Genomic DNA, 17008 nt, shown 5'->3' with positions numbered 1-17008 from the left:
TCGCAGGGGCGAGCTTGCTCGCCAAGGGCGCACTTCGGTCTCTTGGGCGGACGTATTCGCGAGCAAGCCCGCACCTGCAAGGTTCATGGCAGGTCCCGGGGCTTGTGCAGGTCCAGCAGGGTGATCGGCAGGGCCTGGCGCCAGGTGTCGAACTCTCCCAGTGGCTGGGCCTGGGCGATGTGGATGCGGGTCAGCTCGCCGCCGTGGCGTTCTCGCCAGTCCATCAGGGTCATTTCGCTTTGCAGGGTCACGGCATTGGCCACCAGGCGCCCGCCGGGCTTGAGTTGTTTCCAGCAGGCCTGCAGCACGCCTTCGCGGGTCACGCCGCCACCGATGAAGATCGCATCCGGGCGTTCCAGCCCGGCCAGTGCCTGGGGCGCGCGGCCGCGTATCAGTTGCAGCCCGGGCACGCCGAGTACCTCGCGGTTGTGTTCGATCAATTGCTGGCGGCCGTCGTCGGCCTCGATGGCCAGGGCGCGGCAGCTGGGGTGGGTACGCATCCACTCGATGCCGATGGAGCCGCTGCCGGCACCCACGTCCCAGAGCAGCTCGCCGGGCACCGGTGCCAGGCGCGCCAGGGTCATGGCCCGCACGTCGCGCTTGGTCAACTGGCCGTCGTGGCGAAAGGCCGAGTCCGGCAGGCCGGCGAGCCGCGACAGGCGCGGGGTGCTGGCTTCGGCCAGGCATTCGATGGCCAGTAGGTTGAGGTCGGCGATTGCCGGGTCGGCCCAGTCATTGGCGGTGCCGTCGATGCGCCGCTCCAGGGGGCCGCCCAGGTGTTCCAGCACGCTGATCCGGCTCGGGCCGAAACCGCGCTCGCGCAGCAGGCCGGCGATGGCGGCCGGGCTGTGGCCGTCATTGCTCAGCACCAGCAGGCGTACCCCGCCGGACAGTTGGGCGCTGAGTGCGCTGATCGGCCGTGCGACCACAGAGAGCGTGATCACCTCCTGCAAAGGCCAGCCCAGGCGCGCAGCCGCCAGGGAATAGGACGAAGGGAAGGACAGTACCTGGATTTCCTCTGCGGGCAGCTGCCGCGCCAGGCTGGCGCCGACGCCGAACAGCATGGGGTCACCGCTGGCCAGGACGCAGACTGCAGCACCACGCTGGCTCAGCACCGGCTCCAGGGAAAACGGGCTGGGCCACAGCTGGCGCTGGCCACGGATGCAGGGTGGCAGCAGGTCCAGCTGGCGTTGGGCGCCGACGATCTTTGATGCGCCCAGCAGGGCATGCCGGGCATTTCTGCCCAGGCCCTTGAAGCCGTCTTCACCGATTCCCACTACTGTCAGCCAGGGCGACATCTCTATTCCTCGAACGCAAAACCTGTTGTTCCGACAGGCAGGCTTTTCATGCCTTCGGACAAAGCAGGCATAATACCGCGCCTTCGCTGACGAAGCGCTTTTCCCACACGGCCGGTCACCCCCTTGAACGAACGCTCGATGTCCACTGCCATCCGCCCCTCGGCCTGCCCGGGGTTGCTGCGCATCGTCCCGGCGCTGGACGGTGGCATCTGCCGGATCAAGCTGGCTGGCGGCGTCATCAGCGCGGAGCAGGCCGTGGCAGTGGCCGAGGCGGCGCAGGCTTACGCCGGTGGCGTGATCGAGGCCACCAACCGCGCCAACCTGCAGATTCGCGGCATCGGCCCGGAGCATCAGGCACTGATCGCCGCACTGCTGGCTGCCGGGCTTGGGCCGACTACTGCCGCCGGTGACGATGTGCGCAACCTGATGCTCAGCCCCTGCGCCGGGATCGATCGGCAGTGCTTGATGGATACCCGGCCCCTGGCCGCACAGATTCTCGACACCTTGCAGGGCCATCCGCGCTTTCACCAACTGTCGGCCAAGTTCGCCGTACAGCTCGACGGTGGCGAAGCCCTGGCCATGCTCGAACATCACCATGACCTGTGGCTGTCGGCCCTTGAGCGCGACGGCCAGGGGCTGCTGGCGTTCGGCCTGGCTGGCTGCCCGGTGGATGAACCCCTGGCGGCGGTGGCGCAGGACCAGGGCCACGAGCTGCTGGTGGCCGTGCTGGAGCTGTTTCTCGACCTGGCGCGGCCGGAACAGACGCGCATGCGTCACCTGCTGATGGACATGTCGCGGGAGGATTTCCTCGCTCAACTGGAGCCCCGCCTGAGCCGGCCGCTGTTGAATATCGGTGGCTGGCGGCGCCAGGCCAGTGACGCCGGGCTGCACATCGGTACTTATCCACAGGCTGCGCCCGGGCAGGTCTATGTTGGCGCGGGCACGCCCCTGGGGCGGCTCGATCCGGCCATGCTCAAGGGCGCGGCGCAATTGGCCCGAGAGTACGGCGACGCCAGCCTGCGCCTGACCCCCTGGCAGAGCCTGCTGCTGCCCTCGATCGCCGCGGCGGATGCGCCGGCGGCCACTGCCGCCCTGGAACAACTGGGCCTGCTGTGCAGCCCGCAACAAGCCTTGGCTCACTTGATTGCCTGCACCGGTTCCAGTGGTTGCGGCAAGGCCCTGGCCGACACCAAAAGCGACGCCCTGCAACTGGCAGGACTGCTCCAGCGCCATGGCCGCCAACTGGATGTGCACCTGTCCGCCTGCCCGCGTTCCTGCGCCGCCGCTCATGTGGCGCCGGCCACCCTGCTGGCGGTGGCCCCAGGGCGCTATGACTTGTATTTGCGCGATGCAGCGCAGCCGGGTTTCGGCACGCTGCACGCACGCAACCTTTCTATTGAAGCGGCAGAGGCATTGCTCGATGCCCGCCCACGGAGCAACCTTGATGCTTGATTACATCCGCGACGGTCAGGAGATCTATCGCAACTCCTTCGCGATCATTCGCGAAGAAGCCCGGCTGGAGCGCATTCCCGCCGACCTGGAGAAACTCGCCGTGCGGGTGATCCATGCCTGCGGCATGGTCGAGGCCGTCGATGGCCTGCAGTTTTCCGAGGGCGCCGGCAAGGCCGGGCGCGATGCCCTGGCGGCCGGTGCACCGATTCTCTGCGATGCGCGCATGGTTTCCGAGGGTATTACCCGGGCCCGCTTGCCGGCCAACAACCAGGTGATCTGCACCCTGCGCGACGACAGCGTGCCAGCGCTGGCCCGGGAGCTGGGCAACACCCGTTCCGCTGCGGCCCTGGAGCTGTGGCGCCCGCACCTGGAAGGCAGCGTGGTGGTGATCGGCAACGCGCCCACCGCTTTGTTCTACCTGCTGGAAATGCTCGATGCGGGCGCGCCGAAACCGGCGCTGATCCTCGGCTTCCCGGTGGGCTTCGTCGGTGCCGCCGAATCCAAGGCGATGCTCGCCGCCGACAGCCGCGGGGTGCCCTTCGTGATCATGCAGGGCCGCCTGGGCGGCAGCGCCATGGCGGCGGCTGCGGTCAATGCCCTGGCCACGGAGGTCGAATGATGCAGCAGCCCGGACGTTTGATCGGCCTTGGCGTGGGCCCCGGTGACCCGGAACTGATTACCCTGAAGGCCCTGCGCCTGCTGCGCGAATCACCGGTGGTGGCCTACTTCGTGGCCAAGGGCAAGAAGGGCAATGCCTTCGGCATCATCGAAGGGCATCTGCAACAGGCCCAGACCCTGCTGCCCCTGGTGTACCCGGTCACCACCGAGGTGCTGCCGGCGCCGCTGTCCTACGAACAAGTGATCAGCGACTTCTACGACAGCGCCAGCGAGGAGCTGGCGCAGCACCTGGACGCCGGCCGCGACGTGGCGGTGATCTGCGAAGGCGACCCGTTCTTCTACGGCTCCTACATGTACCTGCACGACCGGTTGGCCGAGCGTTACCAGGCCGAAGTGGTGCCGGGGGTGTGCTCGATGCTGGGCGGCGCTTCGGTGCTGGGCGCGCCGTTGGTGTATCGCAACCAGAGCCTGTCGGTGCTTTCCGGGGTGCTGCCCCATGAGGAACTCAAGCGTCGCCTGGCGGACGCCGATGCGGCGGTGGTGATGAAGCTGGGGCGCAACTTCCCCAAGGTGCGCCAGGTCCTGGAAGAACTGGGGCTGGCGCGGCGTGCGCTGTACGTCGAGCGCGCCACCATGGCCAACCAGAAGATCGTGCCGCTGGATGACGTGGAGCCGATGTCCTCGCCGTACTTCTCGCTGATCATCGTTCCTGGCGAAAGGTGGCAAGGCTGATGGCCCGTTCAACTCCGGCCATCGTCATCCTTGGCCAAGGCAGCCTCGACACCGCGCGGCAGATCCAGCGGCTGTATCCCGACTCGTTGATCCACGGTCTGGCGGAACGGGTCGAAGGCGCCGACCGGGTCTACCACGAATTCGGCGTGACCCTGCGCCAGCTCTATCAGCAGGACACGCCCATCATCGCCCTGTGCGCAGCGGGCATCGTGATCCGCACCCTGGCGCCGCTGCTGCTGGAAAAGGGCGCCGAGCCGCCGGTGCTGGCGGTGGCCGAAGACGGCAGCGCCGTGGTGCCGCTGCTGGGCGGCCTGGGCGGCGTCAACGTCATGGCCCGGGAAGTCGCTGCGGGCCTTGGAGTGGCCGCGGCCATTACCACCAGTGGTGAACTGCGCTTCGGCACCTGCCTGCTCAACCCGCCCAGTGGCTATGCCCTGGGTGACCTGGAGCTGGGCAAGCGGTTCGTCTCCGACCTGCTGGGTGGCGAAAGCGTGCGCATCGAAGGCGCAGCACCCTGGCTGGCCGCAGCGAAGCTGCCCGAGGACGACCAGGCCCGCCTGACCATCCGGGTCGGTTCCGCCGAGCGCGAGCCCGTGGCCAATGAGCTGCTGATCTACCCCCGCAGCGTGCTGGTTGCCTGCCGTGGGCAGCGACTGGCCGGCGAAGCTGATAGCGACCTGGCCACCCACATCCGCCAGGCTCTGCATCAGGCGCGCATCGCCGTGCAGTCGGTGGCGTGCCTGCTGGCCGCTGACCGCGACATGGCCGACCGTGCCCTGCACCAGGCAGCAGCGCAACTGGGCGTACCGTTGCGTTTCCTGCCGGCCGCCGACAGTGTCGCCGAACTGGCGCAACAGGCCGTGCCGCAATTGCTGCCGCCGCTGAAGGTGGGCGAGGACATCGCCATTGCTGTGGCCAGCCAGCCCCTGGACCCGGAGCAGATTGGCCGCCCCCGTGGGCGCCTTGCCGTGATCGGCCTCGGCCCTGGCGCCGCCGAGCTGATGGTGCCGGCAGTGAAAGCCGAACTGGCCCGGGCCAACGACATTCTCGGTTATGAAACCTACGTGCGCATGGCCGGTCCGTTTCGCGCCGACCAGGTGATGCACTGCACCGATAACCGCGAAGAGATGCAGCGCGCCCGTCACGCCTTCGAGCTGGCGGCCCAGGGCCGTTCGGTGGTGGTGGTGTCGTCCGGCGACCCGGGAGTGTTCGCCATGGCCGCGGCGGTGCTCGAAGCCCTGCACGAATCCAGCGACCCGGCCTGGCACAGCGTCGATCTGGAGATCCTCCCGGGCGTCTCCGCCTCCCTGGCTACCGCGGCACAGGCCGGTGCGCCTCTGGGCCATGACTTCTGCGTGCTGTCGCTGTCGGACAATCTCAAACCCTGGGACATCATCGAGAAGCGCCTGGACCTCGCCTCCCAGGCGGATCTGGCCCTGGCCTTCTACAACCCGATTTCCCGCTCGCGGCCCTGGCAACTGGGCCGGGCCCTGGAGATCGTGCGCCAGCACCGTACGCCGCAAACCCCTGTGGTATTGGGGCGCGACATTGGCCGCCCGGGCCAGACCCTGCGGGTCATCACCCTGGGCGAGCTGACCCCGGAGCAGGTGGACATGCGCACCATGGTGCTGGTGGGTTCCTCCACCACCTGCGTCTTCCCCCGGGCCGGGGGCGGCGACTGGGTGTACACCCCGCGCTGGTACGGCAATAAACCCCTCTAGGAGTCGCTGGGTTCGGCGGTCAGCAGCCAGGTGATGAATTCGAAGAAGCCGGCCCATCTGGCGGGGATGCGGCCGGCGACGAAAGCTTCCCAGTCGCCCAGGTCGAAATCCCAGACGCCGCCGCTGTCCTTGTCCAGCAAGTAGCCGCCTTCGCCTTGCAATGAGGTGAAGGCCACAAAGTTCTCTGGCAGCTCCCAGACCTCATGGATGAACTCGGTGCCCATGCGAACTTCCTCGCCGGGCCCGGCAATGTCGAGGAGCACTTCGTCGCTGGCGCGGCTGCTGAAATCGGCGGGGTGGCAGGCCAGGTAGATCTGTGCGAACTCGCTGTCCGGGGCAATGCCCAGGGCTTCCAGCGCCAGGGTGACCTCGGCGCTTTCAGGAAGCGGGCGGTAGCGGGGCTGGGCTTCGATCAGGGCAATCAGTGGCGCTGGAATCATGCAGGGTACTCGGTGGCGCGTGGCCATTTGTCCAGCGGCAGATGGTTCATGTCGCGGGTGAATTGTTCCCGGGCCTGGCCCAGGGTTTTATGGTTCGGCCCGCTCGGCACATCCAGCGCTTCGCTGCCGTCGTCTTCCCAGTGGCACAGGTCGCAGATCTCGTATTCGCCTCGTGCGCCCAGGGTCAGGTAGCCGCAGCAGGGGCAGGCCTCCAGGCACTCGATGTTCGCGCTGACGGTGTAGTCACCCAGCCCGGCTTCACGCAGGCAGCGCCTCAGGTACAGGTGGGTCACGCCGCGATACTCGGCGCGCAGGGCGATCAGCAGCAGCGCGTCGTAGCGTGGGTCTTGCACCTCTTGCGGGGGCTCCGGTTGGGTCAGGATCTGTTGTTGCAGGCTGGGTGCAAGTGCCGCGAATTCAAGGTCGTCGCTGTCTATTCCCCACCAGTTCAGGAGGTGGGAGAAGCGCGCGGCGGCGTCGAGGCCGGGCAACCTGTGGCGGCTCAGAAGGTCGATGGCTGCGTTGGCGGTGAGTTTTTCCATGGGGGCTCGGCTTTTCGAGGGGGCGGTTCAGGGCCAGGTGAGGGTCAATTGGTCAGGGCGCTGAATGGGTATTCGTACCCTGACCCCGGAGGTCGATTCGCCATGGAGGTACTGGTCCTGGATCTCTACCCGGTTGAAGGGGTTGGTGTCCCGCAGGGCAACCAGCCAGATCAGTGCATCCGAGCCTTTTTCCTGCAAGGCCAGGAAGCCATCGCCGCCGTAGCCTGCCGTCTCCCCACCCCGGGCATAGAACGACTGTGGACCGTCGGTGCACAAGCCCAGGGTGGTGACGAAGTCAGGCTCATCCTGTTGGGGATAGTCCAGGGCCGGCATCCAGACGTTGTTGATCAGCCGGGGATGTTCATAGGGCAGGTCGAACAGGCAGTAGAACCCGCTGCCGAGGACCAGGGTGTTTTCCCGGGGGAAACACCCGCCCAGCCATTGTTCCTGAATGAAAGCGGCATCGGCGCTGTAGGGCATTGGGTGGTTCCTGCTCCTGCTGGAAGGGGGTTTCTACAGGTTCGAGACCTGGCGAAAACCGGAGTTGTAGGCGCATTGCCCGGCGTACTCGGGGCGTGCATCACAGGCCTTGAGGCAACCCTGGACGCCCTTGGGAAAGCGCGCCGCCACCGACATAGCGAAACCGTAGGTCGGCGTGGTCACCGCAAAGCTGCTGTTGCAGGCCACTTGCGTGCTGTAGGTGAAGGTCATGGCCTCGCGCCGGCCGTTGTGGGCGAAGGCCACCTCGAAGCTGTCGAGGCTGTTCCAGCCCGACAGCGGCAGCACTACAAAACGGTAGCGGGTGCTGTCCAGGCGTTGGCCGATGACCCGCAGGTTCTTGCTCGATGAGTCGGCCTTGGGCGAAGGGTAGGGCAGGGCCAGCAGCGCCCGCGGGTCACCCACCACGCCCAGTTCGAAGCCGATACCCTTTTGGTAGAAGGGTATCTCCAGGGCCGGTGCGCCCTCGATCTTCACGTACTGGCTGGATGCATAGGGGCCGCGGGTTTCAGGCTTGTAGTCCGGCGCTTTGGCGAAGCTGACTTCAAGCTCCAGCACCGCGTCTGAGGCCTTGGCGTGCTCGGTGCGTATATCGCTGGGTTGCTCGCTGCCATGGCTGGCGCAACCGGCCAGCACCATGGCCGTAGTCAGTTGCAGCAGTTGTCGGGCGGGCCATGGACGTAGAACGGTCATCACTCAATGCTCCTTCTTCAGCGGGCTGGAGTTCAGGCCCAGCCCCTTGAGCTGCCAGCTTCCCTGCACCTGCTGCCAGCTGAACTGGCGGCCGACCCAGTCCACCTGCAAGGCGTGATGCAGGCGGCTCTGGTCAATGCGCCGGCCTTCGTCCAGGGCCTTTCGCGCGCGGTCGCCGGCTTGGTTGAACAGGGGCCAGAGCTGGCTCAGGTTCAGCTCCTTGCTGATCGGCAACTGGGCATACACGCCCTGTTCCGCCGAACTGAGCAGTAGCCCTTCCTTGCCGAGGAACGCAGCACTGCTGTTGTCCGGCGACACCGACACCAGCATGGCGTAGTGGGAGAACCCCCAGCCGGGCAGCCGCTCGTCGAACCACAGCACTTGCCCGGTGGAGGGCACCAGGGCCCGCGCGCCCTCGGGAAACAGCAGCAGGTCGCTGCGTCCGGGTTGCGGCTGGCCCCAGTCGGGTTCGCTCTTGCTCTTGACCGGGCTGAGGATGCGGGCCAGGGGCGTGTCGTTCTGCACGGCGATCAGCACCGTGCCGACGCCCATCCATTCGATGGTGGTGGCCAGCAGTACCGGTTGCCCGCCCCGGGTCGCCCCGGTGGGTTTTACATCGGTGATCTGCCAGGCGTTCAGCGGCCGATAGAGCTGGCCCTTGTAGGTGATTTCCCGGGGGCTGCTGCCGTCCCGACGGTGGTACACCTTGAAGTCGCCAAAGCGCTCAATGGATTCACTGGTCTTGTTCAGCCAGGCCTCGAGCTTGGCCTGGGGCGATTCGCCAGCCAGTGCCGGGAGGGGCATGAGCAGGAGCGCGGCCAGCAGGCAGGCCAGGCCGCGCCCGATCTGCGCAAGGCACAGGGCGCGCGCGGCGACGGGGCCCGTGCCAGTGGGTCGTTGAAGAGTCTGCATTCCGTTGCCTGTCGCTTGATGGGAGGGTGGCCGGGACCCTAAGGGACCAGGTAGCCCCTGACCCCGGTGAAGATGATCTGCGCCGCCAGGGCGCAGACGAACAGCCCCATCAACCGGCTGACGATCTGCAAGCCCTGGTCGCCGAGGATGCGTTCGATGCGGTTGGACAGGTACAGCACCACCCCCACGGTGAGGCTGGCCAGGGCGATGCTGAGGATGGCGGTGAGCTTGTCGTCCCAGTGCGGCTGGCTGACGCCCATCACCAGCAGGGCGCCGATGGTGCCCGGGCCCACGGTCAGGGGAATGGTCAGCGGGACTATGGTCACATCCTGCTGCACGTTGTCGGTCTGCACCGCCGATTTGCCCTGGGCCATGCCCAGGGCAGAGATGAACAGCACACTGCCGGCGCCGATGCGGAAGGCGTCCACGGTGATGCCGAACACGCCGAAGATCACCCGGCCGAACAGGTACAGCAGGATGCTGGAGACCAGGGTCGCCAGGGCCACTTTCCAGGCCAGGCGCCGGCGCTCCTTGAGCGAATAGCCGCGGGTCAGGCTGATGAAGCACGAGAGCACGAAGAAGGGGCTGTAGAGCACCAGCATCTTCAGGTAAACGCTGAACAGCACGTGGAGCATGGTGGGAGCTCACGACTAAAGGAGGGCGAGCGAGAGTTTAACAGGCGCCGCAGAGCCTGTCGGCTCAACTGGTGTGCGCGGTGCTGCGCTCGCGCAGGTCGCGCTGGGTCACCCAGTGTTCCACCAGTTCCCGCAGTTGCGAGAGCTCCACGGGCTTGGCCATGTGCCCATCCATGCCGGCCTGGCGCGCGCGCTCCTTGTGCTCGGCGAGGATGTGCGCGGTGAGCGCCACCACCGGGGTACGCACCCGCTGGTTGCCGACTTCCCAGGCGCGCAGTTGCTGGGTGGCGGAGAAGCCGTCGAGCACCGGCATTTCGCAGTCCATCAGTACCAGGTCGTAGCGGTTGGCTTTCATTGCCTGCAAGGCTTCCTCGCCGTTGCTGGCGGTATCGGGCTGCAGGTTGAGCTTGCCGAGCATGCCGCGGATGACCTTGGTGGAAATACTGTTGTCCTCGGCCACCAGGATGCGGAAGTCGCTGGGCACGGTGACTGGCGCCGGGGCCTGGGCAGCGTGCGCCGGCTGGTTGTAGGGGGCGGCGGGGGCCTTGTCGCGCTGATTGAGTTCGTCCGCCAGGGTGGTCTTGAGGGTGTAGCCGGCCACTGGCTTGGCGAGGATGCGCTTGATCCCGGCATTGCGTGCAATCACCTTGCTCGGCGCATTGCTGATGCCGGTGAGCATGATCAGCAGGATGTCGTGGTTCAGGCTCGGGTCTTCCTTGATCTTCGCCGCCAGTTGCATGCCGGTCATGCCGGGCATGTTCTGGTCCAGCAATACCACGTCGAAGTAGTCCCGCAGGTGCGCCTTGGTGCGTAGCAGGGCCAGGGCTTCCTTGCCCGATGGCACGGCGCTGACGTTCAGGCCCCAGGCACTGCACTGCTGTACCAGCACCTTGCGGCAGGTGTCGTTGTCGTCCACCACCAGTACCCGCGCGCCCTGCAGGGGGCCGTCGAGGTCGGCGGTCGGGTGTTCCAGGCGCTCGGCATCCAGGGGCAGGGTCAGCCACAGGGTGCTGCCCTGGTTGGTGCCGCTCTTGATGCCGAACTCGCCATGCATCAGCAGGATCAGTTGACGGGCGATCACCAGCCCCAGGTTGCCCCCCAGGCGGGTGGTGGCGAGGAAGTTCTTGCTGTGCAGCTCGGTGTGCAGCAGGGCTTCGCGCTCTTCGGCCTCCATCGGCTGGCCGCTGTCCTGCACGGCGATGCGCAGGCGCGGTTTGCTGCTGCGCTCGTCGAGGGCGACGACGATCAGCACTTCGCCTTCATCGGTCTTCTTCAGGGCATTTTCCAACAGGCTCAGCAGGGCCTGGCGCAGGCGTGTCGGGTCACCGCTGATGACACGTGGCACCTGGGGCTGGATGAAACTGATCAGCTCGACGTTCTGCTGTTCGGCCTTGGCCCGGAAGATGCTCAGGCAGTCTTCGATCAGGGCGTTGAGGTCGAACTGCACATCGTCCAGTTCGATCTGCCCGGACTCCAGCTTGGAGATGTCGAGGATCTCGTTGATCAGGGTCAGCAGCTCGTTGCCGGCACTGTGGATGGTCTGCACGTAATCGCGCTGCTTGACCGACAGCGGGGTGCCCAGCAGCAGCTCGGTCATGCCCAGCACGCCGTTCATCGGGGTGCGGATCTCGTGGCTGATCTTGGCCAGGAACTCGGCCTTGGCATTGACCTCGGCGGTGCTGGCGGCCAGGTCGCGGCTGACGCTGAAGCGGTTCTCGGTGATGTTGCGCTGGCGCTCGCCCAGGGCAATGCTCATCAGCAGCCCGGCGATGCACACCACGCTCAAGAGGGTGACGATCAGGCCTTGCGGGGCCACCAGGGTCAGCCCCAGCAGGGCCGGCAGGATCACCAGGGTGCCGAGGTTGAAGATCACCATGGCGGCGACGAACAGGCGCGCCGGGCGATAGCCCTTGTGCCAGTGGTAGCCGCCGACGAACAGCATGCTCAGGCCGGCCAGGGCCACCAGGCCGTAGGTGATGATGTTCAGCGGCAGGGTATCGACGAACAGCAGCAACAGGCCGAACAGGCTGATCAGCAGGATGTTGCCCAGCAGCAGGCGGTTCAGCGGATGGGCGCCCAGGGGGGCGAAAAAGCGGTAGGCGAACATCATCCCGCAGGGCGCGGTCAGCAGCAGGGCGATATAGGCCCCCGGCGTCTGCAGGGCTTCCCAGGCCGGGAGCCAGGGCCCGAACAGGTTCAGCAGCATCAGCAGGCTGAGGGTCAGCAGCCCTTCGCAGGCTGCCAGCCACAGGCTGCTGCGCGAACGGGTGTAGGCGAAGCGGGTGAGGTTGTGCAGGATCAGCATCGCCAGGCAGCCGAAGAGCAGGCCGTAGATCAGCGTCTGGCTCTGGTCGGCCGCGCCCATCACCGCCGATTGCAGGGTGATGAAGGGGCGCAGTTCGTGTTCGGACACCAGGCGTACATAGACGTCCAGTGGCTTGGCGCTTTGCGGCAGCGGCAGCATGAAGTCGCTGCTGGGCAGGGGCTTTTGCGCCTGCGACGGGCCGGAGCCGGTGTTCACTTGCTCGATCAGCTTGTCGCCTTCGAGCACGTAGAGATTCAGGTGGGACAGGTCGGGGGCGAAGATCCGCAGGATCTGCTCATGGGTTCCCGGTTGCAGCTTGAAGCGTAGCCACAGGGCGCCATCGGGCTCGGCGGCGGTGAGCTTGTCCAGCTCGATCGGGCTGAACTGGTTGGTGTAGCGCGGGGAGCGGATGTCACTGAGCTGCAGGTCGGCCTGTTCGTCGAGCAAAACCGCCCAGCCACTGCCTTGAGCGGCCAGGGCCGGGTTCAAGCAGAGCAGGGTCAGCAAGGTGACGGTGAAGCCTAGGGCAATCCTGAGCCAGCGCACGGCGAAATCCCTTCGTTGGTTGATGCCTGATTATAACTATGCGCGGCGTAATGACCGCACGGCAAGGGCGTTTGCCCTTGCCGGGGTCAACGACAGCCTTACTCCTGGCCGCGCTCGCGGGCAATGGCGCGGTAGCCGATGTCCTTGCGGTAGAAGCAGCCCTGCCAGTCGATCTCGGCCGCCAGGCGGTAGGCCTGTTGCTGAGCCGCGTCAACGCTGTCACCCATGGCGGTAGCGCACAGTACCCGGCCGCCGGAGGTCACGACCTGGCCATCCTTGAGTGCGGTACCGGCGTGGAACACCTTGCCTTCCAGTGCTGCCGCGGCGTCCAGGCCAGTGATGGCCGCGCCCTTGGCGTAGTCACCAGGATAGCCGCCTGCCGCCAGAACGATACCCAGGCTCGGGCGTGGGTCCCACTGCGCTTCGACCTTGTCCAGGGCCTGGGCCAGGGCGGCTTCCACCAGCAGCACCAGGCTCGATTGCAGGCGCAGCATCACCGGTTGGGTTTCCGGGTCGCCGAAGCGGCAGTTGAACTCGATGACTTTCGGGTTGCCGGCCTTGTCGATCATCAGCCCGGCATAGAGGAAGCCGGTGTAGACGTTGCCTTCCTCGGCCATGCCGCGCACGGTGGGCCAGATCACCAGATCCATCACCCGCTGGTGCACTTCTGAAGTGACCACCGGTGCCGGGGAGTAGGCGCCCATGCCACCGGTATTGGGGCCAGTGTCGCCGTCGCCGACGCGCTTGTGGTCCTGGCTGGTGGCCATGGGCAGCACGTTCTTGCCGTCGACCATGACGATGAAGCTGGCTTCCTCGCCGTCGAGGAACTCCTCGATCACCACGCGGGAACCGGCGTCGCCGAAGGCATTGCCGGCCAGCATGTCGCGCACCGCTTCCTCGGCTTCGGCCAGGGTCATGGCCACGATCACGCCTTTGCCGGCGGCCAGGCCGTCGGCCTTGATCACGATCGGGGCGCCTTTTTCACGCAGGTAAGCCAGGGCCGGCTCGATCTCGGTGAAGTTCTGATAGTCGGCAGTAGGGATCTTGTGGCGGGCGAGGAAATCCTTGGTGAAGGCTTTCGAACCTTCCAGCTGCGCAGCACCGGCCGTCGGGCCGAAGCAGTCCAGGCCGCGGGAGCGGAACAGGTCGACCACGCCAGCCACCAGCGGCACTTCCGGGCCGACGATGGTCAGGGACACATTCTTCTGAGCAAAGTCTGCAAGCTGCTCCAGGGCCAGGACGTCGATGGCGACGTTCTCGCACTTGGCCTCGATGGCGGTGCCGGCGTTGCCTGGGGCGACGAACACTTTCTGAACCCGTGGGTCCTGAGCGACTTTCCAGGCCAGAGCGTGTTCACGACCGCCGCTACCAATGATCAGTACATTCATTTCAAAAACCTCGGATGACGCTAATTCTGTTTTGGAACCTGAAGAGCTGGACGCCTCAGGAGGTTGCAATGACAGTGGTAGATGCAAGGCGGAGCCCACCTCGATGAGCGCAGTTGCCTGTTGGCAATGAGCATCATCGAGGTGGGCTCCAACGCAGCAGATGCCGGTGTCAGTGCGACCGTTGTCGTATCAGTGACGGAAGTGGCGCATGCCGGTGAACACCATGGCAATGCCCGCTTCGTCGGCAGCGGCAATCACTTCGTTGTCACGCATCGAGCCGCCCGGCTGGATCACCGCGGTGATGCCGACCTTGGCGGCGTTGTCCAGGCCGTCGCGGAACGGGAAGAACGCATCGGAAGCCATGACCGAACCGGCGACTTGCAAGCCGGCGTGCTCGGCCTTGATGGCGGCGATTCGCGCGGAGTTCACGCGGCTCATCTGGCCGGCGCCGACACCGATGGTCTGGCGGTTCTTGGCGTAGACGATGGCGTTGGACTTGACGTACTTGGCGACTTTCCAGGCGAAGATCAGGTCGTTGATCTCTTGCTCGGTCGGGGCGCGCTTGGTCACGACTTTCAGGTCATCGGCACTGATCATGCCGATGTCGCGGCTCTGCACCAGCAGGCCGCCGTTGACGCGCTTGTAATCCCAGGCCGCAGCGCGCTCAGCCGACCACTGGCCGCAGGCCAGCAGGCGCACGTTGGCCTTGGCAGCGACAATGGCGCGGGCTTCTTCGCTCACGGATGGGGCAATGATCACTTCGACGAACTGACGCTCGACGATGGCCTTGGCGGTGGCTGCATCCAGCTCGCGGTTGAAGGCGATGATGCCGCCGAAGGCCGATTCGGTGTCGGTGGCGTAGGCCAGTTCGTACGCCTGGCGGATACCGCCTTCAGCGTCCGGGCTGACCGCCACGCCGCACGGGTTGGCGTGCTTGACGATGACGCAGGCCGGCTTGACGAAGCTCTTCACGCATTCCAGCGCGGCGTCGGTGTCGGCCACGTTGTTGTAGGACAGCTCTTTGCCTTGCAGTTGGGTCGCGGTGGCGATGCCGACTTCAGCAGGCTTGGCCTCAACGTAGAACGCCGCGCTCTGGTGCGGGTTCTCGCCGTAGCGCATTTCCTGGGCCTTGATGAACTGGCTGTTGAAGGTGCGCGGGAATTCGCTGCGATCTTCTGTGCTGAGGGTTTCGGCGGCCTGGTTCACGGTGCCCATGTAGTTGGCGATCATGCCGTCGTACGCAGCGGTGTGTTCGAAGGCCTTGAGCATCAGGTCGAAGCGCTGGGCGTAAGTCAGGCCACCGGCCTTGAGGCTTTCCAGGACGCCGGCGTAGTCGCTGGCATTGACCACGATGGCCACGTCCTTATGGTTCTTGGCCGCCGAGCGGACCATGGTCGGGCCGCCGATGTCGATGTTCTCGATGGCGGTCGGCAGGTCGCAGCCTGGCTTGTTGATGGTGGCTTCGAACGGGTAGAGGTTGACCGCGACCAGGTCGATCGGCTTGATCCCGTGCTCGTTCATGATGGCGTCGTCAATGCCGCGACGGCCGAGGATACCGCCGTGGATTTTCGGGTGCAGGGTCTTCACCCGGCCATCCATCATTTCCGCGAAACCGGTGTAATCCGCGACTTCCACTGCGGACACGCCGTTGTCCTGCAGCAGTTTGAAGGTCCCGCCGGTGGAGAGGATCTCCACACCAAGGGCTTCCAGCTCCTTGGCGAATTCGAGGATCCCGGTCTTGTCGGAAACACTGATCAAGGCGCGGCGGATCGGCAGGCGGGTAGTCTGGTCGGTCATCTCAATTTCCATCAAAAGCAAAGGAGTCAGCAAAAAAGGCGACCGTTTTTTACGCGGGCGCCTTTCTGGTTTGATTGAATGCTTACAGCAAATCGTACTGCTTGAGTTTCTTGCGCAGGGTACCGCGGTTTAGACCCAGGAGTTCGCTGGCCTTGGTCTGGTTGCCCTTGACGTAGTTCATCACGCTTTCGAGCAACGGAGCCTCGACTTCGGAGAGCACCAGGTTGTACACGTCCGTGACGGCAGCGCCCTCAAGGTGGGCGAAATAATTGTGCAGCGCCTTCTCGACACTCCCGCGAAGGGTCTGGCCTTCTTCGCTGGGTGTATTGAGGTGCTGTTTCAAATTCACGTTGTCGCTCACGGGTGTTGTTCCACTCACTAAAGTCTCGGTCATCATCGTCATGCGGCCACCCCCTCTCCGTCCCCTGTTTCCAGGCTCTTGTAACGTCCGGCAAAGAACTCACGAACGTTGGCGCATTGTGCTTCCGTATCTTCCAAACGATTGAAGTGGGCGCGAAACTCCCTGGCGCCCGGCAGGGTTGCGAGATACCAGCCCACATGCTTGCGCGCAATGCGTACGCCCATGACATCTCCATAGAAGGCATGCAGCGCGGCCAGGTGCTCTAGCAGAATACGTTCCACCTCGAACAGCTCCGGTGCCGGGAGGGTTTCACCGGTACTGAGGAAGTGTTCGATCTCACGAAAAATCCATGGCCGCCCCTGGGCGGCCCGGCCGATCAACAGCCCGTCGGCGCCGGTGGCGTGCAACACCCGCCGGGCCTTTTCCGGCGAGTCGATATCGCCATTGGCAAAGACCGGGATCGACACCGCCTGCTTGATCGCGGCAATGGTGTCGTACTCGGCTTCACCGGTGTACAGGTCGGCCCGGGTCCGACCATGGACCGCCAGTGCCGTGATGCCGGCCTGCTCGGCGATCTTCGCCACCGTCAGGCCGTTCTTGTTCTCCCGGTCCCAGCCGGTGCGGATCTTCAGGGTGACCGGTACATCCACAGCGGCCACTACTGCCTGGAGAATCTCGTTGACCAGGGCTTCGTCCTTCAGCAACGCGGAGCCGGCGGCCTTGTTGCAGACCTTCTTGGCCGGGCAACCCATGTTGATATCAATAATCTGTGCGCCCAACTCGACGTTGGCGCGGGCGGCGTCTGCCAGCATCTGTGCATCACCCCCGGCAATCTGCACCGAGCGGGGCTCGGGATCGCCTTCGTGGATCATGCGCAACCGCGATTTGCGGCTGTTCCACAAGCTCATGTCGCTGGTGACCATTTCCGAGACTACAAGGCCCGCGCCCAATTGCTTGCAAAGCTGACGAAAGGGCTGGTCTGTAACCCCCGCCATCGGGGCGAGAATCAAACCGTTGTGCACTGTATATGGGCCGATGCGTACCGCCGACATAGGACTTCCCTGTTGTGG

16 protein-coding genes are annotated in these 17008 nt (G+C 65.4%); 4 read left to right on the top strand and 12 right to left on the bottom strand.

Annotated features, from left to right (window positions below; genetic code table 11):
- Positions 1-83 precede the first annotated feature (83 nt).
- On the bottom strand, positions 84-1298 hold the full coding sequence (gene cbiE, locus AC1RCO_RS20850; protein WP_125062434.1) for a precorrin-6y C5,15-methyltransferase (decarboxylating) subunit CbiE: 1215 nt from the start codon (positions 1296-1298) through the stop codon (positions 84-86).
- A gap of 138 nt (positions 1299-1436) precedes the next feature.
- On the opposite strand from cbiE, the gene cobG reads away from it, so the two are divergent.
- From cobG to cobJ, 4 genes are read left to right on the top strand one after another with little or no spacing between them, the layout of a single operon-like run.
- Positions 1437-2750 (top strand): precorrin-3B synthase, encoded by a 1314-nt coding sequence (gene cobG, locus AC1RCO_RS20845; protein WP_492618006.1) that lies wholly within the window; start codon positions 1437-1439, stop codon positions 2748-2750.
- On the top strand, positions 2743-3369 hold the full coding sequence (locus tag AC1RCO_RS20840) for a precorrin-8X methylmutase (RefSeq protein ID WP_011059025.1): 627 nt from the start codon (positions 2743-2745) through the stop codon (positions 3367-3369). Before cobG ends, AC1RCO_RS20840 begins: the two co-directional genes overlap by 8 nt.
- Positions 3369-4100: a precorrin-2 C(20)-methyltransferase gene (locus AC1RCO_RS20835; protein WP_026020077.1), complete on the top strand. Its 732-nt coding sequence runs from the start codon at positions 3369-3371 to the stop codon at positions 4098-4100. Before AC1RCO_RS20840 ends, AC1RCO_RS20835 begins: the two co-directional genes overlap by 1 nt.
- On the top strand, positions 4100-5821 hold the full coding sequence (cobJ, locus tag AC1RCO_RS20830; RefSeq protein ID WP_220223634.1) for a precorrin-3B C(17)-methyltransferase: 1722 nt from the start codon (positions 4100-4102) through the stop codon (positions 5819-5821). The genes AC1RCO_RS20835 and cobJ overlap by 1 nt, the downstream gene beginning before the upstream one ends.
- Here cobJ and AC1RCO_RS20825 read toward each other — a convergent pair.
- The 11 genes from AC1RCO_RS20825 to dusB form a co-directional block, all read right to left on the bottom strand.
- Complete coding sequence (locus tag AC1RCO_RS20825) at positions 5818-6261, bottom strand: SMI1/KNR4 family protein (RefSeq protein WP_065364911.1); 444 nt, start codon at positions 6259-6261, stop codon at positions 5818-5820. The two genes, cobJ and AC1RCO_RS20825, sit on opposite strands and share 4 nt — an antisense overlap.
- Entirely contained in the window at positions 6258-6803 is a 546-nt protein-coding gene (locus tag AC1RCO_RS20820) for a CPCC family cysteine-rich protein (RefSeq protein ID WP_065364912.1), read from the bottom strand. The genes AC1RCO_RS20825 and AC1RCO_RS20820 overlap by 4 nt, the downstream gene beginning before the upstream one ends.
- A gap of 27 nt (positions 6804-6830) precedes the next feature.
- The gene (locus tag AC1RCO_RS20815; protein WP_015633990.1) at positions 6831-7283 is read right to left on the bottom strand and encodes a hypothetical protein; all 453 of its coding nucleotides are present in this window, start codon (positions 7281-7283) and stop codon (positions 6831-6833) included.
- A gap of 33 nt (positions 7284-7316) precedes the next feature.
- Positions 7317-7994, bottom strand: coding sequence for a hypothetical protein (locus AC1RCO_RS20810; protein WP_065364913.1), 678 nt, complete (start codon positions 7992-7994; stop codon positions 7317-7319).
- A gap of 3 nt (positions 7995-7997) precedes the next feature.
- Positions 7998-8906 (bottom strand): hypothetical protein, encoded by a 909-nt coding sequence (locus AC1RCO_RS20805; RefSeq protein ID WP_065364914.1) that lies wholly within the window; start codon positions 8904-8906, stop codon positions 7998-8000.
- Between the two features lie 38 nt (positions 8907-8944).
- On the bottom strand, positions 8945-9541 hold the full coding sequence (locus AC1RCO_RS20800; protein WP_011059033.1) for a MarC family protein: 597 nt from the start codon (positions 9539-9541) through the stop codon (positions 8945-8947).
- A gap of 64 nt (positions 9542-9605) precedes the next feature.
- Positions 9606-12392 carry a hybrid sensor histidine kinase/response regulator gene (locus tag AC1RCO_RS20795; protein ID WP_019096153.1) on the bottom strand — a complete coding sequence of 929 codons (2787 nt, stop codon included), beginning with the start codon at positions 12390-12392 and terminating at the stop codon, positions 9606-9608.
- A gap of 98 nt (positions 12393-12490) precedes the next feature.
- Positions 12491-13780 (bottom strand): phosphoribosylamine--glycine ligase, encoded by a 1290-nt coding sequence (purD, locus tag AC1RCO_RS20790; protein WP_011059035.1) that lies wholly within the window; start codon positions 13778-13780, stop codon positions 12491-12493.
- Positions 13781-13969: 189 nt separating this feature from the next.
- The gene (gene purH, locus AC1RCO_RS20785) at positions 13970-15577 is read right to left on the bottom strand and encodes a bifunctional phosphoribosylaminoimidazolecarboxamide formyltransferase/IMP cyclohydrolase (protein ID WP_065364915.1); all 1608 of its coding nucleotides are present in this window, start codon (positions 15575-15577) and stop codon (positions 13970-13972) included.
- An 82-nt stretch (positions 15578-15659) separates the two neighbouring features.
- Positions 15660-15980, bottom strand: coding sequence for a DNA-binding transcriptional regulator Fis (fis, locus tag AC1RCO_RS20780; RefSeq protein ID WP_003186237.1), 321 nt, complete (start codon positions 15978-15980; stop codon positions 15660-15662).
- Positions 15977-16990, bottom strand: coding sequence for a tRNA dihydrouridine synthase DusB (dusB, locus tag AC1RCO_RS20775; protein WP_011059037.1), 1014 nt, complete (start codon positions 16988-16990; stop codon positions 15977-15979). The genes fis and dusB overlap by 4 nt, the downstream gene beginning before the upstream one ends.
- Between the last annotated feature and the right edge of the window lie 18 nt (positions 16991-17008).

The organism is Pseudomonas sp. GW823-FHT03E05, assembly GCF_058796855.1.
The sequence above is the reverse complement of the archived record's forward strand: the minus strand, read 5'-3'. Positions and strand labels throughout refer to the sequence as shown.